Source organism: Litoribacter ruber, from assembly GCF_018500185.1.
GTDB lineage: Bacteria > Bacteroidota > Bacteroidia > Cytophagales > Cyclobacteriaceae > Litoribacter > Litoribacter ruber.
This window is the reverse complement of record NZ_JAHBGI010000001.1, coordinates 1-21,677: the sequence shown is the minus strand read 5'-3', so window position 1 is coordinate 21,677 and position 21,677 is coordinate 1. Positions and strand designations below refer to the sequence as shown.

The following is a 21,677-nucleotide window of genomic DNA, read 5'->3' as shown; positions in this document are numbered from 1 at the left end:
TCTTTTTATAATTTTTTTTATTTTATTTATGAATAACCACAGCAAACTAAACCTACACTTGTTATGAAAAATTTTTGCACACTTCTACTAGGGCTGTTCCTTTTATCAGCCGTCCCCATGACGGGGCTTGCTCAAACCGATACCAACTCCAAGGTGAATGAAAACATGGTGAGCGAAAACCGTTATGATAAGCGATATGAAAAAGCCCTAAAGAAAGAAGAAAAGGAAAGAAAGGCCTACGAAAAGGATCAAAAAAGGCTGGAAAAGGCATCTGCCAAACTAGAACGATACAAGCGCAAGTTTGAAAGCGAAAACAAAAAAGGCAAGCTTTCGCCCATCGACATCAGCAAGCGTGAATCCAACATCAAAAAACAGGAAAAGCAAATCAAAAAGCTTGAAAAGAGAATTGCCCGATACGACAAAAGGCAGGAAAAATCCAAAAAAGACGACAGCCACGCATCTCTTTAGGCAACTTTCATAGACTTTAGTCGTTACACCCAAAAGCTTAATAACTAGTCTATGAAAAAACTATTTACTATTGCCCTACTGGTATTTTCGCTAGGTAGCCTTCCCGCTATGGCTCAAAATGTCGGTAAAAAAGAGGCCAGGGCCATCGAAAAGGCCGAAAAACAACTGGATAAAGAAATCCAAAAAGAACACAAAGCCACCACAAAGTACCTGGCTAACAAGAAAAAACTCAAGAAGTACAACCGGGATTATACCAAAAGCTCCCGCAAATTCGAGCGCCAAAAAAGAAGAGAAGTGCTCTCTCCCCGAGACATCAGATCCTGGGAAGCTGATTTGGATAAACAAGCAAAGCGAATCGGAAAGCTCGAAGACGAAATCGCCGCCTACCACAGGCAATATGGCAAATCAAATTAATTGAGATAAGTATCAATAAAAAACCGCAGAGACACAGGACGCAGAGAAAAGCTTAATAATTTTTTCTCTGCAACTTTGCGCCTCTGCGGTTAATTTTTTCCCGTCTACCTTCTTCGGTCTTCCAGCTTCAATAAACCCTCATCCTAACCCCCTCCACTTCAGGGTTACGCAGATCCACCAAATAGCCGTTCACTACCGCATAATGCTTCTCACCGTCTTTCTCAAGGAAAAAATTGGCAGTGCTCCCCACCGTGTGGCCGGACTTGTATTCATCATTTTCTAAAAGGATATTGATTGGCAGGTCATGGATCTTGTCGGGGTAAAAATCATAGGTCACCCCCAAAAATCCTTTCTCCAGCATCTCAATGGCCTCCTTTTGAGAAAGCTTCATATCCATCGCCGGAGTCCAAACCTTTCCCTCCGTCATCACATACCCCTCGGCATCAAGCTCCTCGTATCCATAATAAACCGACAGGTCGCCCAAATCCAGAATGGAGCTTTCCGTATAATACGCCGAATCAGCCTCTACTTCCCTTCTTCGGATTCCCAGGTCTACTTTATACTCTAGGTCATCCCGTTTGATGGTCACATTTCGCAACATTAAGTCCACAAGCTTGGTATCATTGTCAGGTATCTCAAAATAATCCTCCACCGCATATTGCCCATATTGCTGGGTCGCTATTTCATAAAGGGCGTTCAAAATGATGATGAAGTTCAGTTCCCGGATATACTGCTTATCAGGGTCACCCGGATAGCCGCCCGACTCGATCAAAATGGTACTCGTCCCCCATTTCTGGAAATTGTCCCCAAATGCTCTCGGCTCAAACCCATCATCATATTTACCTACCTGCCCAGGAATAATCTCCTGCAGCACCTCGTTCATACCCACAATAACCTTCAAAGCCCGCTCTCTTACTTCATTGATATCCTTTTCGAAATTGAAGGCAGGAGCCAAAACTGAAATGGTGGCGGGTTTTGCAGTGTTAACAGCATTATAATAAATCTGCTGGTCGTGCAGATTAAATCCATACTCAGGTTCAAAGTTGTCTCTGGCACCTTTCAAAATCCTGGCCTCAGGACTGGTCAGATGGATGGCATCCCTATTCAAATCTATGTCATAAGCATTTCTTCTTTTGAAAGCCTCTGCACCATCAGGATTCACCATAGGTATAAAACGGAGATCCAGGTTGTCTTCGATGGCTTTTCTGATAGCATCAAATCCATCATTTTTCCCTTCCAGGAAATTAAAAATATCCATCAACGACATGGTCGCAGTACTTTCATTGCCATGCATTTGGGACCAAAGCATCACACGTTTTTGCCCATTTCCATACGCAAGTTGATAAATCTCCCTGCCCTCCACACTTTTTCCTAATTCCTCCACCTGGAAGTCCTTATTCGCACGCCTTTTGATCACCAATGGCATAATATCGATGTGCTTAAACCTACGGTGGGTAATGCTGCTTTCTTTATACTTGTCCGAAGCTTCTTTGAGCTTCCGATGATCAAGTTTGGAATCTTGCGCATGACCTTGGCTGAAAAATAAAATTAAGAGAATTAGGGCGGTTAATTGTTTCTTCATGAATTGTGGGCGTTTGTCCTGACAATAGTCTACTTCGTCAAATTTTACCTTTTTATTTTGCCTCAAATTAATAAACTTCACTTTAAATTCAGGTTACTTTTATATAAAGAGACAAAAATCACCCATGAAATTACAGGTAATAGTTGCAGATCTGCCCCTTAAACACACTTTTACAATCGCCCACCAAAGCCGCGACGTCCAGGAAACCGTAATCGTCAAGCTGGAGGAAGACGGCATCGTGGGATTGGGGGAAGCCACCACCAACCCATTTTATGGAATCACGGTTGAAAACATGAAGGCTTCCTTGGAGGTGGCCAGACCGATCATCGAAAGCTCCCTTTGGGATGGACCCGAGCAACTCTGGAGCATGACCAAATCCATGTTCACTACCAATCCATTTGCCCAGTGCGCACTGGACATGGCAGCTTGGGATTTTTACACCAAAAAACTGGGCGTAAAACTCTATGAATATCTAAAACTCAACCCCGAGGACATCCCTACCACCAATTTCACCATAGGTATTGATACCGTGGAGAAGATGGTGGAGAAAATGAAGGAAGTGGATTGGCCGCTGTATAAAATCAAACTGGGAACCGATGACGACATGGCCATCATCCGTGAACTCAGAAAGCATACGGATTCGGTATTTAGAATCGACGCCAACTGCGCCTGGACTGCTGATCAGGCGATTGAATACTCACAGGAATTGCTTGACCTGAATGTGGAGTTCATGGAGCAGCCTTTGGCAAAAGATGATTTGCAGGGCATGAAGAAAGTTTTCAAGCATAGCAAACTCCCAGTTATTGCCGATGAAAGCTGCATCATCGAAAGTGATGTGCAGAAATGCAGCGGATTATTTCACGGCATCAATGTAAAACTGGTAAAAGCTGGTGGAATTACCCCAGGCTTGAGAATGATCTACGAAGCCAAATCCCTAGGCATGAAAACCATGGTAGGATGCATGACCGAAAGCTCAGTTGGCATCAGTGCCATTGCCCACATCGCCCCCCTGCTGGATTATGTGGACATGGATGGAGCCATGTTGCTTTCCAAAGATATCGCCAAAGGCGTCACCATCACCCCCGAGAAAGTAACTTTCCCCGACCGTCCCGGCATCGGCGCACTCCTACTCTAAATCCGGTCCCCAAACCCCCGAAATCAATGAAACACTACCCCATAGACGCCAAACCTGACAGAAGCATCTCCAGCGGTGAGCAGGACTACCTTTATTTCAGTGGCACAAATTATTTGGGTATAGGCTCTGTAAAGGAATTTGAAGACCTGGTGGTAAACGCCATCCGCAAATACGGCCTCAACCACGGTTCCAGCAGGAGCAGCAATGTGCAGTTGGAAGTCTATGGGAAATTTGAAGAATATTTTGCAGAGCAGGCAGAAGCGGAGGCCGGCCTGCTCTTGAGTAGCGGTTTCCTGGCAGGATCCATTGCTGTGAAAACCCTCAAAAAGTCTGCTGACATTGTGATTGTCTCCCCAGACGCCCACCCGGCCATCCAGCCAAACGATGAAGGATTCATCTCCTCCATGACCATGGAAGAATGGGAAAACCACTGCATCACCATATCCCACGGCTACAAGGGCAAACATATCGCCTTCATCAGCAATGCGGTGGATCCTTTGATGCTGCAAGAGCATAAATTCGGTTGGGTGGAAAAGCTTTCTCCCAAAAACCGATATACCTTATTGATCGACGACAGCCACGCTTTTGGGGTATTGGGAAAAGGAATCTTTGGCACTTACTCCCAACATGCCACTCCCGAAGTCGCCGTTATCACATGCGGCTCATTGGGAAAAGGCTTGGGAATGCCTGGTGGGATAGTTCTTGGACCCGAATATTTCATCAAAAAACTCCAATCTGAAATCAAGTTCCGAACTGCCTCACCTCCCCCTCCAGCCTTTTTTGAGGCCTTTTTGGAAGGGCAAAATTATTTTGGGCAGCAACGGGAAAAGCTTTTGGAAAATATCCGGTATTTCCGATCATTGACACAGGAAAATCCCGCTATCAAATCCTTGGAAGGATACCCCGTTTTCACCTTCGAAAATGAAGCCTGGGTGGAAATATTGGCCCAAAATAGCATCATCATCAGTTCCTTCCCCTACCCCTTTTTAGATGACCCGGCGGTAAACCGCATCGTGCTTTCAGGCTATCACAAGAAGGCCGACCTTGAAAAGCTGGCTGCTATTCTCAACAACCTCTGAGCAACGCTTAACCAAACTCCATACTTACTCAACGAAACCCCTTAATTACTAGACTTTTACACGGATTATTGGTAAGTTTATAGGTATATCCACTACAAAACTTTACCGCCATGAAACTCCGTATATTATCCCCCCTGATTTTAGCATTGTTATTTTGTTCCACTGAAATCTGCCAAGCCCAGTTTATGAACCGCATCAAGAGGACCGCCGAAAGGGCTGCCTCCCGGGTGGTGGAGCGGAAGGTGGAAAAAGAAGTGGAAAAAGCCATGGAACGGCAAGTGGAAAAAACCTGGGTATCCATTTTTGGCGAGCAAACAGACGCCCAAGGCCGGCCTGTGGACTGGAGCAAAGTCATCAACAGCATGAACATGGACGTAACGACTGAGGACATGTATGAATTTGACGGCAGGGCGGTGGTGGAAATCACCGGCAAAGACAACAAAGGCAAGAACATGGACCCGATGGTCATGCACTCCTACCTCAGCAAAAGCAATGAATACACCGCTGTACGCATGGAAAGCCAAGAGGCTGAGCAAATGTTCATGATCTTCGATGTGAAAAATGACGCCACGATTATCCTTATGGAAAAAGATGGAGAACGGCAGAGTATGGCCTATTCCATCAATTGGGAGGAACTGGCAGCAGCCATGCCGGAAGATGCAGAAAACCCCGAAGATGTGGAGGATTTTGAGAATCTTGATTTCAAGAAAACAGGAAACACCAAAACCCTGTTAGGCCACCTTTGCGAGGAATATGAGGTGGAAAATGAGGAATATCGCAGCACCTATTGGGTGACCAAAGAACCAATTGAAGGTGCCGCTGCCTTTTGGGGAAACAGCAGCCCCTATTTCAACCAAAAATTCAAAGGCCAATCCTCTGAAGCTTTCTCCAATCTCCCAAGCGGCAACATCCTGGAGATGAATTACATCAGCAAAACCGATAAAACAGACATGACCTTCCAGATCAAGGAAATCGACGACAACCATTCCATGGCCATCCACATGGCCGAATACCCCAACATTATGCTCGCTGAAAGATAATTGGGTTATGGTTTATTGTCCCGCTGGGCGGGACGATTATGGTTTAAAGGGACGTTAAACTTTAAGCTATAAACTATAAACGGCCGCATCAGCGGCCTAATCCTTGTTCTGCAAATCAAGCATTTTATGGAAGATCTTCTGGGATTTTTTGACTTTTCGGCTGAAATGGTGCCAGGCAAAGGCCATGTTGGCGAGACCGATAAGCAAGCTAATGGTTCCAAATAAGAGGTTGTCTTCCAAAAAAGTAAAATACATGCCCATCAGCATGGTAATGGCAAGCCAGATATAAAGGAAAAATATGGCTCCAGGGAATAGAGAATAGGAAATGAACAAAATGCTACCCTGATGGGTGGATTCTATTTTCCCGGTGATAAGGGGCAGGAAGGTGTCGGCCTTGTCCCCTTTCAGGGAAAGGTGAAATGAATCCAATTTCACCTTTCCGTTGAATTTTTGCTTGTGGTTATACTCCTCATAATCCAGATAGTTCACCTCCCTAGTCATCAGGTCCAGCCTTTTGACTACTTCCCTTTGGGAAAGGCTGGAAACTAAGATCTCGGTATGTACAGGCATGAAGTTCACACCAAAAAAACAATCTGAATGCCTAAAAGTTTACCCTTTCACCGCAATACAGGAAATTTCTACATTTACATTTTTAGGGAGTTTGCTTACCTCCACCGTTTCCCTTGCAGGGGGATTTTGTTTGAAATACTGCCCATAAGCCTCATTGATGGTGGCAAAATCATCCATGCTTTTGATGAAAATGGAACACTTCACCACATCGGCAAAGCTGTAGCCCGCCTCAGTGAGTACGGCATCAAGGTTTTTCATCACCATGTGCGTTTCTTCAGTGATGTTCTCATTCACCAGTTCGCCGCTATCCGCATCCAGCGCAATCTGCCCAGAAATATAAAGGGTTCCATGAGCTTCCACCGCCTGGCTATACGGCCCAATTGGCGCCGGCGCCGCCTTTGAGTTAATTATTCTTTTCGACATCAGGTTCTGTTATTTTTTAGCACTTAAAATTAAATCATAACAGTGGGAAAACATATTTTTTGCGAGAATTCATGAGGGTACCAAGTACCATGTACCAGGTACCAAGATACTTCTGGCCTCAACCGCAGTTTCCGCCCTCAAGCGACTTAGTAGTTTAGAAGGTTAATATCCGCTTTCGGCTGCGCCTCAAGCGAGACGGTCTAAGCGTTTAGGCATGTCGGGAACCGTCCTTGCGAAGGAGGCACGACTGAAGCAATCTAGACCCGCCTGAAACCTTCCAGGTCTCGTGATGTTCCGCAGACCTGGAAGGCGTATTTACGTTATTAGCAACGTGGTTGTCATGGTTGTCCCGCCGTGGGTCGGCCTTCCGAGGTCGGTAAACTTCGCCTTGCCTGCTCGGTTATCATGGTTGTCATTGTTCTACTTCAGGCCAGTCACGGGTGGGGATGAGAGGCGTTTTCCGATCCGTGCCCTTTGTGACCCATTTCCTTCGTCGGTCTCCCGTCTCTCCCCATTTTCATCTCTCCATTTAAAACCGTAATTTCGCACCATATTTACACGAAAAACCAACAAAATGGCAGTAAAACAATATATCCACGACAACCAGGAGAAATTCCTGAACGAACTTTTAGACCTTCTCCGCATTCCTTCAGTCAGCGCCGACCCGAAATTCAAAGGGGATGTGATGGCGGCAGCGGAATTTGTGAAGGATAGTCTTGAAAAAGCAGGCGCAGATAAAGTTGAAGTTTGCCAAACTGCGGGCTACCCGATCGTTTACGGTGAAAAAATCATCGACCCCTCAGCACCAACCGTTTTGGTGTATGGCCATTACGATGTGCAGCCGGCAGATCCGTATGAACTTTGGGATTCCCCACCTTTTGAACCGGTGATCAAAAAAACCGAGATGCACCCCGAAGGCGCCATCTTTGCCCGAGGATCAGCCGATGACAAAGGCCAGTTCTACATGCACGTCAAAGCTTTTGAAGCTATGATGCAGACCAACGAACTTACCTGCAACATTAAATTTATGATCGAGGGTGAAGAAGAAGTTGGCTCCAGCAACTTGGATATCTTTGTAAAGGAAAACAAGGAAAAACTCGCCGCTGATGTCATTTTGATATCCGATACCAGTATGCTTTCACTTGAAAACCCATCTATCACGGTTGGATTGAGAGGACTGGCCTATATGGAGGTAGAAGTAACCGGGCCTAACCGTGACCTTCACAGTGGTACTTACGGAGGAGCTGTGGCCAACCCAATCAACATCCTTTGCAAAATGATTGCCTCCCTGCAGGATGAAAACAACCACATCACCATCCCAGGATTTTACGACAAGGTGGAAGAGCTTTCCGCCGCTTACCGCGAGCAGTTAAACAAAGCTCCATTTGACGAAATCGACTATAGAAAAAAGCTGGACATCAATGCCGTCCATGGAGAGAAAGGCTTTACCACACTTGAACGAACCGGAATTCGCCCAACTTTAGATGTTAACGGCATCTGGGGAGGATATACCGGAGAAGGAGCCAAAACCGTATTGCCATCAAAAGCCTACGCAAAAATCTCCATGAGATTGGTGCCAAACCAGGATCACAAGGAAATTGCCGAACTATTCCAAAAGCACTTTGAATCCATCGCACCTGATGCTGTAAAAGTAAAGGTAACCCCACATCACGGTGGCCATCCAGCAGTGGTACCTACAGATAGCCCAGGCTACAAAGCTGCCGAATCAGCGATCATGGAAGCCTTTGGCAAAAAAGCCATCCCAACAAGAGAGGGCGGTTCGATTCCAATCACCTCCCTTTTCCAAAAGGAACTAGGTTTGGATCCCATTCTTTTAGGCTTCGGTTTGGATACAGATGCAATCCACTCACCAAACGAGCACTATGGCGTCAAGAACTACTTCATGGGCATCGAGACCATCGCCATGTTCTTCAAATACTTCAGAGAAAGTGCGAAGTAAAGGCTTGATAACAAAGAAGAGGCTGTCCTATGAGTTGGGACAGCCTCTTTTTTGTTGTACTAAGTATTATGTACTAAGTTAATAAAAATGCTTTCCAATTTCTTCCCTCCATGAGGACTCTGTGAAATCCGAATAATCTGTGTTTTTTTTGCCACAAAGGCCCGAAGACACTAAGTTTTTTTCTTTGTGCCCTTCGTGGCCATTTTCTTCCCTCCATGAGGACTCTGTGAAATCCGAATAATCTGTTTTTTTTTGCCACAAAGGCTCGAAGACACTAAGTTTTTTCTTTGTGCCCTTCGTTTCCAATTTCTTCCCTCCATGAGGACTCTGTGAAATCCGAATAATCTGTGTTTTTTTGCTACAAAGGCCCGAAGACACTAAGTTTTTTCTTTGTGCCCTTCGTGGCCTATTTCTTCCCTCCATGAGGACTCTGTGAAATCCGAATAATCTGTGTTTTTTTTGCCACAAAGGCTCGAAGACACTAACTTTTTTCTTTGTGCCCTTCGTGGCCAATTTCTACCCTCCATGAGGACTCTGTGAAAACCGAAAAATCAGTGATTTTTTTTGCCACAAAGGCTCGAAGACACTAACTTTTTTCTTTGTGCCCTTCGGGGCCTATTTCTTCCCTCCATGAGGACTCGGTGAAATCCGAATAATCAGTGTTTTTTTGCTACAAAGGCCCGAAGACACTAAGTTTTTTCCTTGCGCCCCTCGCGGCCAATTTCTACCTACCAAGAGGCCTCTGTGAAATCCGAATAATCTGTGTTTTTTTGCTACAAAGGCCCGAAGACACTAAGTTTTTTCCTTGCGCCCCTCGCGGCCAATTTCTACCTACGAAAAGGCCTCTGTGAAATCCGAATAATCTGTGTTTTTTTTGCCACAAAGGCCCGAAGACACTAAGTTTTTTCTTTGTGCCCTTCGTGGCCTATTTCTTCCCTCCATGAGGACTCTGTGAAATCCGAATAATATGTGTTTTTTTTTGCCACAAAGGCCCGTAGACACATAGTTTTTTTCTTTGTGCCCTTCATGGCCAATTTCTTCCCTCCATGAGGACTCTGTGAACTCCGAATAATCTGTGTTTTTTTTTGCCACAAAGGCCCGAAGACACATAGTTTTTTTCTTTGTGCCCTTCGTGGCCAATTTCTTCCCTCCAGGAGGACTCTGTGAAATCCGAATAATCTGTGTTTTTTTTGCCACAAAGGCCCGAAGACACATAGTTTTTTTCTTTGTGCCCTTCATGGCCAATTTCTTCCCACCAAGAGGACTCGGTGAAATCCGAATAATCTGTGTTTTTTTTGCCACAAAGGCCCGAAGACACTAAGTTTTTTCATTGCGCCCCTCGTGGCCAATTTCTACCTACGAAAAGGCCTCAGTGAAATCCGAATAATCTGTGTTTTTTTGCTACAAAGGCCCGAAGACACTAAGTTTTTTCCTTTGTGCCCTTCGTGGCCAATTTCTTCCCACGAAGAGACCTCCCGATTCGCTCTGCTCTCGGGACAAGTTCTGTGAACCTCGGTGCCTAACTCTAATTTAACTCTGTGACCAATTTGTCTCCGCGAAGGAGCTTAGTGCGACTTCTATTATACTTTGAGCGACTTGGTGACCAATTTTGTCCGCAAAGTGCCATTCGTGACTGCTTAGTACCTAGCACATTACTTATACCCCCTACTAATATACCTTACAATCATCATCTGAAATTGTACAAATACATCTATCGGCACGGTGGTCCTGTTGATATTGAGTCCATCTAGGTCAGAACTCAAGGCATTGAGAGCGGAAAGCTCGAATGATACATCCCACTTGCTTTCAAGGTTGGTACTCATACCGATTCTTACGGGTATATAAACAGAGCCGTTTTCAGCATTGCGCTCACGAATTGTATAATCCGGACGCATAGTACGCTGTAGTCTTTCCACATAAGTATAGCCCACACCTACGCCCAAATAATAGTTAACAACCTTTCCTATTCTACCTTCTGTGTTTGGGTTAAAGTTGATCACCGGAGTGATATCTCCGAAATATGCGTTTCCACGGAAGAAGAAGGCCTGGCCCTGTTCGCCCCAAGAAACCCAGGTTTCCCGGTTTTCTCCGGTAAAATCCCCACTATCCAGCCATTGTGTACCGATGGTGGCGCGCAAATCCAGGTGTCGGGTAAGCTGTGCGTTGATGGCCGCGGAAACGGCCGGCTTGACATTAAATCGAAAACGGTTGAAATTACCCGTATTATCGGCATACATCATGCCTCCCCCTGCCCCAAAGGATATATAACTCCTATTAATATAATCCTGGGCATTGGCGGTTGAACATACGGAAAGAACTACTGCGGAAAAGAGCAATAAAAATTTTTTCATGACTTGGGTTAAAAATTAATAATCAGGTTGGTTTCAAAAAGTATTCCAGTTTTGGAATTACGGTACGATATCCTGAGCAACTCCCCCTTTGAAGCGTCAGTCCCGATAAGTGAAGCGCTTCGGGAGGGGGCAGGGGGGGGATGTCTAACGCATTATTTTTCATTCAATTAACGCTAAAAACCACCCGTGACATCCGTATAACATCCCAATAACCCTCCCGTTTCCTTCCAGTCACGGGACAGGCTCTTCAAAGGGGGAATTGAACACGTCAATCCGCTAAAGCTTCATCCAGCACTTCCCTCAACGGCACCCTTTCCCCATCCCTATACGGCACAATCCAGGCATCACGGATGCCCGTCTTGCGGAGATGCTTCTTGAGTTCATCGGCTTCCTTGTAGGAGCGGAAATTGCCCATGATGTATTTGTGCCAATCATCCGTCTTTTCATATTGCAGCTGGGGGCTGCTGCCAGTGGCGTGGCTGTAGTCGTAATCGGAAAAAGCACCTATCTGAACCCTAAAAACCACCCCTTCATTCCACTGCTCTTCTTTTTGGCGCAATGCCATAAGCTCTTCCTTCCTTTGGTCAAGCTCCTTTTGAAGCCTTGAAAGCTCATTTTTAAGTTCACTGATCTGCTTTTCCTTGCCCTGCACATCCTCTTGGAGCTGGCTGGTCTGTCTGCTGAGCTCCTCTACCTTCTGCTGCAATTCAGCCTGCCTGTTTTTCATGGAATCAAATTCTTCCGGAGAAAGCTTACGCAGCTCTCTACGCAGCTCGCGCTGTTGCTGTCTGGTTTGGGCTGCTGCTTGTTGGGTGATAAGGGCTGAGGGGGCGAGCAGGCATATTATAAGAAGGAGGTTTCGAAAAGCCATATGATGTTTTAAACCTAAAGTGTAAAAATTACCGTTAGTCTTGCCTAAAATACGGATTATTTGTGATTAGAGCAAAATTAGCGCCAAATCATGGTTGTCATGGTTGTCCCACCGCAAGTCGGCTTCGCCTCCTCGGCTCGGTTGTCGGGGTTGTCATTGTTATATCTTCGCGCCCAGCAGGTCCTTGCTCTAACCTCACGTCCCAACACCTGTGCACCCACGGCCTAGCTCCGCTGTTTAGGAGTTTATGTCCGCTTTCGGCTGCGCCTCAAGCGAGACGGTTTAGAAGTTTAGCGCAAAGCGGCGACGAGGATTGAAGGTGAATGAAGGTGGTTCACGGTGCCCGCTTCAACTGCCCGCAACTGTCTGTGGAAGCCATAAGCTATGAGTGCCAAGAAGAGCCAGTGGAGCACCGCCCGGTAGGCCCTCAATAACTAAACTCCTAAACCGTCCCGATGCGCGCAGCGCCTCTCGGGACATAACCTCCTAACCGCCGGCACCAACACTTGTGCTTCCACTGCCTAGCAACGCTGTTTAGAAGTTTATGTCCGCTTTCGGCTGCGCCTCAAGCGAGACGGTTTAGGGGTATAGGCGCGAAGCGATGAAAAGAACTGAAGGTGGTGAACGGTGCACTCCCCCACATATTTTCACCCCAAATTGCCCAAATAGCAGCAATCTTTAGTAATTTAGGAGCTATGGAGTTTAGGTGGAAAATAAAGGCGCCGGCGGAGGGCGAGAGTGTGGACAAGCTCGGGAGAGAAATCAACGTTAATCCCGTGCTGGCCAACATGTTGGTCAATAGAGGTGTAGACACCTTCCAAAAAGCCAAGGATTTTTTTAGGCCCGACCTGGACAAACTACACGACCCCTTCCTCATGCAGGATATGGATCGCGCCGTGGACAGAATCCAAAAAGCCATCCTGGCCCAAGAAAAAATCATGGTCTATGGAGACTATGACGTGGACGGCACCACCTCGGTGGCCCTCATGTACGGCTTTCTTAGGGAATTTTACCCCCATGTGGACTTCTACATTCCCGACCGCTACAAGGAAGGCTATGGCATTTCTGAAAAAGGAGTGAGACACGCTGCCGAAAACGGCTTCAAGCTCATCATCTCCCTAGATTGTGGCATCAAGGCATTGGAAAAAGTAGACCTAGCCAACGAACTGGGCGTGGATTTCATCATCTGCGACCACCACACCCCAGGGGAGGTCATCCCCGATGCGGTGGCAGTTTTGGACCCCAAACGCCTCGACTGTAATTATCCCTACAAGGAATTGAGCGGTTGCGGGGTAGGCTTCAAACTCATCCAGGCCTTCTCCATCAAAACTGGCCGCGACCCGGCAAACCTCAATAGTTTCATGGACCTCGTGGCCGTCAGCATTGCCGCCGATATTGTGCCCATCACGGGTGAAAACAGGGTTTTGGCCTTTTACGGTTTGGAAAGGTTAAACAACAACCCACGTCCAGGCCTCAAAGCCCTCATGTTGAAAAACAAGATGGAAAAAGAGGTCGACATCACTGATATAGTTTTCAAAATCGGCCCCCGCATCAATGCCTCCGGCAGACTCGAGCATGCCAAGGCATCCGTTGAACTGCTGATCAGCAAAGACCTGACGGACGCATTGCGAAGAGCCGAACTGGTGGAGGAAGTCAATGCCTCTAGAAAGAATTTTGATGAAAACATCACCCGGGAAGCCATCCAGATGATCGTGGAGCGGGAAGAAGTACAGGCTTTCAAAAGCACGGTTCTTTTTAAGGAAGACTGGCACAAAGGGGTGATCGGAATCGTGGCATCCAGGTGTATTGAAAAGTATTACCGCCCCACCATCATCCTCACAGAATCCAACAACAAGGCCACAGGCAGTGCCCGATCGGTTTTCGATTTTGACATCTATGAAGCCATAAGCGAATGTAGCGACCTGCTCGAGCAGTTTGGCGGGCACAAATACGCCGCAGGATTGACCATGTCGGTGGATAAGGTGGCGGCATTTCAGGAAAAATTTGAAAAAGTGGTTAGCGAAAGGCTTACCGATATTCACATGAAACCGGTGTTGGAAATCGACGATGAACTCCTTTTGGACCAAATCAATTATAAGTTTTACAACATCCTCAAACAGATGGCACCTTTCGGCCCCGGCAATCCGGAACCGATTTTCTGCTCCAACCAAGTGCATGTGGAAAATATCCGGGTGCTGAAAGACAAACATTTGAAGTTTGACATCGTTCAGGACGGACAGGTCACCCGACCAACCTGTATCGCATTCGGCTTTGCGGATTATTACCAATTGCTCAACAGCAAGATGCGCTTCAACGTGGCCTATGAGGTGCGGGAAAACACATTTAGAAACACCAGCTCACTGCAATTGTACGTGAAGGATATAAAATTCGATTGAATATGATTTTAAAGGCGGACAACCTTGTTAAGATATATAAAGGCAGAAGGGTAGTAAATGACATCTCCGTAGAGGTAGCCCAAGGCGAAATTGTGGGTCTTCTTGGCCCCAACGGAGCGGGAAAAACCACTTCCTTCTACATGATTGTAGGGTTGATCCAGCCCAATTCGGGCAGCATTTACCTGGATGACCGCAACATCACCCCCCTGCCCATGTACCGCCGGGCCAAACTCGGCATCGGTTACCTCGCCCAAGAAGCCTCCGTATTCCGTAAACTATCCGTTGAGGAAAACATCATGGCCGTATTGGAGATGACCAATTTGCCGAAGGCAGAACAGAAAGAACGGGTGGAAATGCTGCTCGAGGAATTCAGTTTGACCCATGTCCGCAAAAATCTGGGCATGGTGCTTTCCGGAGGGGAAAGAAGAAGGACCGAGATCGCCCGCGCCTTGGCCGTAGATCCTAAATTTGTGCTTTTGGATGAGCCGTTTGCCGGGGTGGATCCCATTGCAGTGGAGGAAATTCAGACCATCGTAGCGCAGCTTAAGAATAAAAATATTGGTATATTGATTACCGATCATAATGTGAACGAAACCCTGAGCATCACCGATAGGGCTTATCTGATGTTTGAAGGGAAATTGCTTAAAGCGGGAACCGCAGAAGAGCTGGCTGCCGATGAGCAGGTAAGAAAAGTGTATTTGGGTAAGCATTTTACCCTAAAACGCAAAATCTGATAGAATGGAAGTACTGAATACTTTTATGACCTGGATCTTCCGAAACCGGCTGGGCCAGATCGAAAACTTCATGGAGCATCCCATAGATGTTCAGAGGGAGATTTTTTTTGAATTAATCAAGACAGCCAAAAAAACGGATTTTGGCAAGAAATTTCACTTTCAGGAAATCAGGAGTTATGCGGATTTTGCGCGACAGGTGCCCATACATGATTATGAGCAGATGAAGCCCTACATCGACCGCTGCATGAGCGGCGAGCAGAATGTCATCTGGCCCACTGAAATCACCTGGTTTTCCAAATCCAGCGGCACTACCGGAAACAGGAGCAAATTCATTCCGGTAAGCCCCGAAACACTGGAAGAATGCCACTTCAAAGGCGGCAAGGACATGCTTTCCCTTTATGTACGCAATTATCCCGACACCAAGCTTTTCAGCGGAAAAAGCCTCACCATCGGCGGCAGTTATCAGGTAAATCCTCTTGATGGCACCAAAAACAGCTTTTACGGTGACGTTTCCGCAGTCATCATGCAAAATCTCCCCATGTGGGTCCAATTTGCACGCACCCCATCTCTAGAGGTCGCCCTCATGAGTGAATGGGAATCCAAAATTGAGCGCATGGCCATCGAGACCATGCAGGAAAACGTGAGCAGCATCGCCGGTGTACCCACTTGGGCCATTGTGCTGATCAAACGCATCATGGAAATCAAAGGTGCTGACAATATTCTTCAGGTTTGGCCAAATCTGGAGGTATTCTTCCACGGGGCAGTGGCTTTTGGGCCATACAGACAGCTTTTCGAAGAGCTGATCCCCTCCCCTCGCATGCATTATATGGAAACCTACAATGCCTCGGAAGGCTTTTTTGGCATTCAGGATCAAGCCGATTCGGAAGATCTCCTGCTCATGCTCGATTACGGGATATTTTATGAATTTATCCCCATGGAGGAATGGGAGAGCGATGACCCTAAAGTATTGCCCCTACAAGAGATCGAACTCGGAAAAAATTACGCCATGTTGATCTCCACAAATGCGGGCTTGTGGCGGTATAAGATCGGTGACACGGTCAAATTTACCAGCATACGTCCCTACCGCTTCCGCATTAGTGGGCGAACCAAGCATTTCATCAATGCCTTTGGCGAAGAGGTGATCGTGGAAAATGCAGAAAAGGCCATCGAACTGGCCTGCGCAGCTACCAACTCCACCATTGTCAACTTCACTGCCGCCCCAGTTTACTTTGAGGGGGTGAGCGGTAAAGGTGCCCACGAATGGATCATCGAATTTGAAACCGCACCGGAGGACAGGGAGGAATTTATAAGCCTCTTGGACAACAACCTCCGTGACCTCAACTCCGACTATGACGCCAAGCGCTACAAAGACATGGCCCTAAGCGCCCCCCGTGTCCACTTTGCCGAATCGGGCCTCTTCGAAAGCTGGCTCCGAAGCAAAGGCAAACTCGGCGGCCAAAATAAAATCCCCCGCCTATCCAACAACCGCGACTTTGTCGAGGAGTTGTTGAAAATGAGAAACTGATGTGATTACTCCGTAGTTGTCATTGTTGTCCGCCCCGCGGGTCGCCTGCGGCTCCCCGGGGCTGTTGTCCCGCCATTGGTCGGCTCCGCCTCCCTGGCTAAGTTGTCATTGTTCTACATAATTACAGCCACGGGTGGGATGAGAGCCGCTAACGGGAATAGCTGCAGGTGGGGCTTCGGCGCGTACCTTCGGCTGGAACTTTCCGCTCGTACCTTCAGCTCGACTTTCGGCCATCTTTCAAAGGCCTTGCCTTTGAAAGGACCCTCGGTAAATATTACGGAGATAATGTCCTGCTGGGCGCGCTCTCGAACCATGACAACAATGACAACCCAGTCCGCCCTGGCGGACGAGACAACCAGTCCCGGTGAGCAGAGTTTACCTCCCGGGGGAGGAGAACACGGGACGGACAACAACGTCGCACTTACGTAAGTTACCTCCTGCTGAACGCGGACCCCTAACGAAAAAAACCTTCCAGGTCCCGTGAAAAAACACCAGACCTGGAAGGTTTCCAATTCGCTAAACTTAGTACATAGTACTTTGTACCTAGTACAACAAATCACCCATATATCTCATTCAACAAGCCCGCAAGCCTCAAGCCCGCTGCCAAAAGCCGCTCCTCCACGTGGTGATAGTACTTATAATTATACTGATAGCTCAAACGCTTGTTATCCGGTAGATCATAAACCATTGGACGAAGCTCCATCGCCTCAGTTAACCAATCCTCCAAACTCGCTTTCTGGTACTTCTTCACCGTTTCCGCATCAGCCCGTTTGTTGAGATGCGTAGCGATTTCAGTAAAGCTTAGGTTTTGGCCCTCTATCATTTTGGTGTCCCAAACGCTGTGAAGGTTCGTTTCCTGGTTGAAATAAAAGACGCGGACATCATTGCCCCCCTTATCATCACCCCTGCCCACGTGAAGTGGCTGGTGAAGGTCGCCCACGATGTGGATCAACATTTTCAGGTATTCCCTTTCCTCTTTTTCAGAAAGTTCCCCGCCTTTAAGCTTGGCGATGATGTTGTTCAGCATCTGAAAAGCATCACCGGCAGCTTCCTGCATTTCCCGGTCATAACTTTCCCCATCGGGGATAGTCACCCAGTGCCAGGTAGCAGTATGGTCATAAGCATTGTCCGAACGGATTTCATCCATCCAATTGGCCACCATCGGAATGCTTTCATGACGGAGGATAGCCTCTATATTTTTTCTGGCCTTTTTATTCAAATGCCACTCTGCCAGCTGGCCCACCACCCGGTGCCCATTCTGTCCCCACCCAAAACTCTGTGTTACAAAGCAAACGAGCAGGAATAGGGAGGTTATTGTTTTTTTCATAATTCGTGGTAATGTTTGGCTCTAAGTTATACCCCCTTTGAAGGAGGTTAGGGGGATGTTTTTTAAGCAAATACCACATCCCCCCTGCCCCCTTCAAAGGGGGAGTTGTTCACGTTACTTGCACGCAATCTTATCCACTCTGTTCTGATGTCTGCCACCTTCAAATTCAGTGGTCAGAAAGATATTGGCCATCTTCTCAGCCAATTCATAAGTGACAAATCGAGCTGGAATGGCTAGTACGTTGGCGTTGTTATGCTGACGGGAAAGCTCGGCAAGCTCCTCGTCCCAGCAAAGGGCCGCACGGATGCCTTGGTGCTTATTGGCTGTGATGGCCACACCGTTGCCGCTTCCGCAGATTACAATTCCCAAGTCATGTTCACCATTTTCCACGGCAGTGGACAAGGGGTGCACATAATCAGGATAATCCACAGAGGCATTGGAATCCGGACCGTAATCCTTCACTTCGTAACCTGCCTTGGTCAGCGCTTTGACCATCTTTTCTTTATAATCATATCCGGCGTGATCACCGCCTATGCCTATCTTTTTCATGATAATGGGAGTTTTATGAGTTTAATGCTTCTTCTTTTCGCTGTCTTTCCAATCGCTTGGCAATTACTATACCCGCCTCGTACAATACCAAGATAGGCATCGCTATGAGCACCTGGCTGATCACATCCGGAGGAGTAATCACCGCTGCAATCACCAAAATCCCCACAATGGCATGTCTTCTATAGCCTTTCAGCATCTCTGAAGTCACCAAACCGGAACGGGAAAGGAAATAGATCACCACCGGCAACTGGAACATGATGGCCGAAGCCAGCACCAGCATGATGAGGGTGGATACGTAGGAGGTGATGTCAAATTCATTGAGAATGGTCGGATCCAACTGGTAATTGGAAAGGAAATTAATGGAAAGCGGGGCCAGGATGAAATAGCCGAAAGCCGCACCGGAGAAAAACAGCAAGCTCACAAAGAACACTGCCCCTCTGGCTGCCTGTCTTTCCTGACTGTAAAGGCCTGGAGCTATGAATTTCCATACCTCCCAAAATATATAGGGAAAGGCTACGATGATCCCCACCACAAAACTGGAGGTCACGTGCATGGAAAACTGCCCCGTCATCTGTCTGCTTTGTATGATGAAGGGAAGTTCATCTATACACAAGGCTGAGAGGTTGAGCATGCCTGCCAGTTCGCAGAGCATCCTATAGGTGAAGAAATCAGTTTTGGAAGGGCCAAGTATGATGGTTCCGAAAACTATACTTTTGGAGAGGAAGGCTATTATGGTGAAAACCAATATCGCCGCAATAGACCGGAGCAGGTGCCAACGCAGCTGCTCCAAATGGTCCAAAAACGACATATTGGCATCCTCTTCCTCATGCAATTGATCAAGTGCCATTTTGAAGTACGGAGTACGAAGTTAGAAGTGTGATTAAGTCCGGAGACCGAAGACCGGAGATGGGGACCGTGGTCTTATTCCGTCTCCCGTCTTCCCTGCCTACCGGCAGGCAGGCGTCTTCGGTCTCTATTAATATAACGGGAACTGAATCATCCAGTCATTTACTTCTTGTTTTATTTTTGAAAGCTCGGATTCGTTGTCATGGTTCATCAGGGCACGGTCGATAAGATCTACAGTCTTGATCATGTCATCCTTGCCAAGTCCCCTGGTGGTCACCGCTGCGGAACCGATTCTCATTCCGGAAGTCACAAATGGGGATTTATCGTCAAACGGCACCATGTTTTTGTTGATAGTGATGTCCACTTTGCCCAACGTTTCCTCTGCCTGCTTTCCAGTAAGGTTTTTATTTCTCAAATCGATCAACATCATGTGGTTGTCTGTCCCCCCGGAAATGATCTCGTATCCTTTTCCAACAAATGCATCAGCCATGGTCGCCGCATTTTTCTTCACATTGACTACATAGTCCATGTATTCGTCAGTCAGTGCTTCGCCAAATGCCACGGCTTTGGCAGCTATGATATGCTCCAAAGGTCCGCCTTGCGTACCTGGGAAAACGCCTGAATCCAAAAGGGCCGACATTTTTCTCAACTCCCCCTTAGGCGTTTTGATGCCAAACGGGTTGTCAAAATCCTCTCTCATCAGGATCATCCCGCCTCTCGGACCTCTTAAAGTCTTGTGCGTGGTAGTAGTCACGATATGGCAATGGTCCAAAGGATCATTAAGCAAGCCTCTGGCGATAAGTCCGGAAGGATGGGAAATATCGGCAAGCAAGATGGCACCCACCTCGTCGGCGATAGCTCTCATACTCTCATAATCCCAATCGCGGCTATAGGCAGAGGCCCCACAGATAATCAATTTAGGCTTCACCTCACGGGCTTTTGCCTCCACCATGTCATAATCAATCAAGCCGGTCTCCTTATCTACCCCATAGAAATGCGGCACATAAAGTTTCCCCGAAAAGTTCACCGGGCTACCGTGCGTAAGGTGACCGCCATGCGAAAGGTCAAAACCCAGAATAGGATCGCCAGCTTTCAGACAGGCCAAAAACACGGCCGCGTTGGCCTGCGCACCGGAGTGCGGCTGCACATTGGCCCAGGTGGCGCCGAAAAGTTCCTTGGCACGGTCGATGGCCAGCTGCTCCACTTCATCCACTACCTCACAGCCTCCGTAATATCTTTTCTTGGGAAGCCCCTCTGCATATTTATTGGTCAAAACACTCCCGGCAGCCTCCATCACCTGCTTGCTGGTGAAGTTTTCCGAAGCAATTAGCTCTATGCCGGTTTTCTGACGGTTTTCCTCTTTGTCAATTAGGTCAAATATCGCTTGATCTCTCTGCATGATCTGTATTTTTGGTTGAGATGAATACGCCCCCATCGGGCCCTGCCCTGGGCGAGACCAAAATTAGCGCTAAAGTATGTATTATCCAATTGAATAGGACATTGGTTAGGAATGCAGAATTTTTTTTCGTAAACTTTGTATCATACCTCAATATCAGTCGGTTAATCCGGCGACTTTATACGATTCCAAGATTGTTTTTTGTACTTTTTTGTTAACTTGCGGCAATCCCTTATTGAAAAATGAAAAAGAAAACATCTTTTGCGATCCTCTTGTTGCTCATTTCCCTCTGGAGCTGCACCCAGTCGGGTGTGGAAGGCAACCGTCAACTTGACACCAGGGCCTTTGTCTTTGACCATTTCGACATCCTGGAAATTGATGATAATTTTATCGTTGAACTCTACCAGGCAGATGACTATTATGTGGAAATCGAGGCAGAGGAAAATCTCATGGAACACATCCGACTAAGGGTAGATGGACAAACCCTGAAGTTGGCCTACAAACAAAAAATTCTGCCAAACCACCCCATCCGCATAAACATTGCCACCCCCGAGCTCAAAGAAATCAACGTGCGCGGAGCTTGCAGAATACGTACCGTGGAGCCATTTGTCACCCCTTATTTGGCCATACACGCACAGGGAGCCTCTCATGTATTAATGGAACTAGTAGCCGACGAAGTGCACAGCCATAGCCAAGGCGCCGCCAAAATTGAACTTTCCGGCAGCACCAACCTCCTGGTCAAGCAAATGGAAGGCGCCGGAGTCTTCAACGGCCTGGCCCTTGGAGCCAACAACGCCCGGGTCAACCTGCAGGGCGTGGGAAAAATCTCGGTAAACGTCTCCGGTAACCTTGATGTCAACATTGAAGGCATCGGCAAAGTAGAATACGCCGGCTCCCCACCCACCCTCTCCAAAAACATCAACGGCCTCGGCAAAATCGTTGCTGTTGGTAGTTGAGTGCGGTTAGAAGTTTATGTCCCGAGGAGCGCTGCGCGCTTCGGGACGGTTTAGA

The 21,677-nt window shown here is 47.3% G+C and carries 19 protein-coding genes; 10 read left to right on the top strand and 9 right to left on the bottom strand.

What is annotated here, in order from left to right:
* Nucleotides 1–63: 63 nt before the first annotated feature.
* Both KIH41_RS00095 and KIH41_RS00090 read left to right on the top strand, forming a co-directional pair.
* Nucleotides 64–468 carry a hypothetical protein gene (locus KIH41_RS00095; RefSeq protein WP_213946347.1) on the top strand — a complete coding sequence of 135 codons (405 nt, stop codon included), beginning with the start codon at nucleotides 64–66 and terminating at the stop codon, nucleotides 466–468.
* Between the two features lie 51 nt (nucleotides 469–519).
* Entirely contained in the window at nucleotides 520–882 is a 363-nt protein-coding gene (locus KIH41_RS00090; protein ID WP_214161092.1) for a hypothetical protein, read from the top strand.
* Nucleotides 883–1,009: 127 nt separating this feature from the next.
* Here the strand turns inward: KIH41_RS00090 and KIH41_RS00085 are convergent, their stop codons facing one another.
* The gene (locus KIH41_RS00085) at nucleotides 1,010–2,464 is read right to left on the bottom strand and encodes a M14 family metallopeptidase (protein ID WP_214161091.1); all 1,455 of its coding nucleotides are present in this window, start codon (nucleotides 2,462–2,464) and stop codon (nucleotides 1,010–1,012) included.
* 124 nt (nucleotides 2,465–2,588) lie between these two features.
* On the opposite strand from KIH41_RS00085, the gene KIH41_RS00080 reads away from it, so the two are divergent.
* From KIH41_RS00080 to KIH41_RS00070, 3 genes are all read left to right on the top strand, one after another.
* A complete protein-coding gene (locus KIH41_RS00080; protein ID WP_214161090.1) occupies nucleotides 2,589–3,599 on the top strand; it encodes a dipeptide epimerase in 1,011 nt (336 codons plus the stop codon).
* Between the two features lie 26 nt (nucleotides 3,600–3,625).
* The gene (locus KIH41_RS00075; protein WP_214161089.1) at nucleotides 3,626–4,678 is read left to right on the top strand and encodes an aminotransferase class I/II-fold pyridoxal phosphate-dependent enzyme; all 1,053 of its coding nucleotides are present in this window, start codon (nucleotides 3,626–3,628) and stop codon (nucleotides 4,676–4,678) included.
* A gap of 110 nt (nucleotides 4,679–4,788) precedes the next feature.
* On the top strand, nucleotides 4,789–5,718 hold the full coding sequence (locus KIH41_RS00070) for a DUF4412 domain-containing protein (protein ID WP_214161088.1): 930 nt from the start codon (nucleotides 4,789–4,791) through the stop codon (nucleotides 5,716–5,718).
* A 96-nt stretch (nucleotides 5,719–5,814) separates the two neighbouring features.
* On the opposite strand, the gene KIH41_RS00065 is transcribed toward KIH41_RS00070, so the two are convergent.
* Together KIH41_RS00065 and KIH41_RS00060 are read right to left on the bottom strand one after the other, a co-directional pair.
* A complete protein-coding gene (locus KIH41_RS00065; protein ID WP_246538871.1) occupies nucleotides 5,815–6,288 on the bottom strand; it encodes a hypothetical protein in 474 nt (157 codons plus the stop codon).
* 39 nt (nucleotides 6,289–6,327) lie between these two features.
* Complete coding sequence (locus KIH41_RS00060; RefSeq protein ID WP_214161086.1) at nucleotides 6,328–6,711, bottom strand: RidA family protein; 384 nt, start codon at nucleotides 6,709–6,711, stop codon at nucleotides 6,328–6,330.
* 574 nt (nucleotides 6,712–7,285) lie between these two features.
* On the opposite strand from KIH41_RS00060, the gene KIH41_RS00055 reads away from it, so the two are divergent.
* Nucleotides 7,286–8,671, top strand: coding sequence for a dipeptidase (locus tag KIH41_RS00055; RefSeq protein ID WP_213946355.1), 1,386 nt, complete (start codon nucleotides 7,286–7,288; stop codon nucleotides 8,669–8,671).
* 1,652 nt (nucleotides 8,672–10,323) lie between these two features.
* Here the strand turns inward: KIH41_RS00055 and KIH41_RS00050 are convergent.
* The gene (locus KIH41_RS00050; protein WP_213946356.1) at nucleotides 10,324–11,022 is read right to left on the bottom strand and encodes a hypothetical protein; all 699 of its coding nucleotides are present in this window, start codon (nucleotides 11,020–11,022) and stop codon (nucleotides 10,324–10,326) included.
* Nucleotides 11,023–11,290: 268 nt separating this feature from the next.
* Entirely contained in the window at nucleotides 11,291–11,893 is a 603-nt protein-coding gene (locus KIH41_RS00045; protein WP_214161085.1) for an SPOR domain-containing protein, read from the bottom strand.
* Between the two features lie 695 nt (nucleotides 11,894–12,588).
* Here KIH41_RS00045 and recJ point away from each other — a divergent pair.
* Genes recJ through KIH41_RS00030 form a run of 3 tightly spaced genes read left to right on the top strand, consistent with a single transcriptional unit; the run spans nucleotide 12,589 to nucleotide 16,548 of the window.
* Nucleotides 12,589–14,289 (top strand): single-stranded-DNA-specific exonuclease RecJ, encoded by a 1,701-nt coding sequence (gene recJ, locus KIH41_RS00040; RefSeq protein WP_213946358.1) that lies wholly within the window; start codon nucleotides 12,589–12,591, stop codon nucleotides 14,287–14,289.
* Nucleotides 14,290–14,291: 2 nt separating this feature from the next.
* Nucleotides 14,292–15,023 carry an LPS export ABC transporter ATP-binding protein gene (lptB, locus tag KIH41_RS00035; protein ID WP_213946359.1) on the top strand — a complete coding sequence of 244 codons (732 nt, stop codon included), beginning with the start codon at nucleotides 14,292–14,294 and terminating at the stop codon, nucleotides 15,021–15,023.
* Between the two features lie 4 nt (nucleotides 15,024–15,027).
* Nucleotides 15,028–16,548, top strand: coding sequence for a GH3 auxin-responsive promoter family protein (locus tag KIH41_RS00030; protein ID WP_214161084.1), 1,521 nt, complete (start codon nucleotides 15,028–15,030; stop codon nucleotides 16,546–16,548).
* A gap of 556 nt (nucleotides 16,549–17,104) precedes the next feature.
* On the opposite strand, the gene KIH41_RS00025 is transcribed toward KIH41_RS00030, so the two are convergent.
* The 4 genes from KIH41_RS00025 to KIH41_RS00010 all read right to left on the bottom strand — a co-directional run bounded on the left by KIH41_RS00025 (nucleotide 17,105) and on the right by KIH41_RS00010 (nucleotide 20,669).
* Nucleotides 17,105–17,875 (bottom strand): S1/P1 nuclease, encoded by a 771-nt coding sequence (locus tag KIH41_RS00025; RefSeq protein ID WP_214161083.1) that lies wholly within the window; start codon nucleotides 17,873–17,875, stop codon nucleotides 17,105–17,107.
* A gap of 114 nt (nucleotides 17,876–17,989) precedes the next feature.
* Nucleotides 17,990–18,427, bottom strand: coding sequence for a ribose 5-phosphate isomerase B (gene rpiB, locus KIH41_RS00020; protein WP_213946375.1), 438 nt, complete (start codon nucleotides 18,425–18,427; stop codon nucleotides 17,990–17,992).
* 10 nt (nucleotides 18,428–18,437) lie between these two features.
* On the bottom strand, nucleotides 18,438–19,271 hold the full coding sequence (gene tatC, locus KIH41_RS00015) for a twin-arginine translocase subunit TatC (protein ID WP_213946362.1): 834 nt from the start codon (nucleotides 19,269–19,271) through the stop codon (nucleotides 18,438–18,440).
* Nucleotides 19,272–19,400: 129 nt separating this feature from the next.
* Nucleotides 19,401–20,669, bottom strand: coding sequence for a serine hydroxymethyltransferase (locus KIH41_RS00010; protein ID WP_214161082.1), 1,269 nt, complete (start codon nucleotides 20,667–20,669; stop codon nucleotides 19,401–19,403).
* A 239-nt stretch (nucleotides 20,670–20,908) separates the two neighbouring features.
* Between KIH41_RS00010 and KIH41_RS00005 the strand changes: the two genes are divergently transcribed.
* On the top strand, nucleotides 20,909–21,622 hold the full coding sequence (locus KIH41_RS00005; RefSeq protein WP_214161081.1) for a head GIN domain-containing protein: 714 nt from the start codon (nucleotides 20,909–20,911) through the stop codon (nucleotides 21,620–21,622).
* Nucleotides 21,623–21,677: the final 55 nt, after the last annotated feature.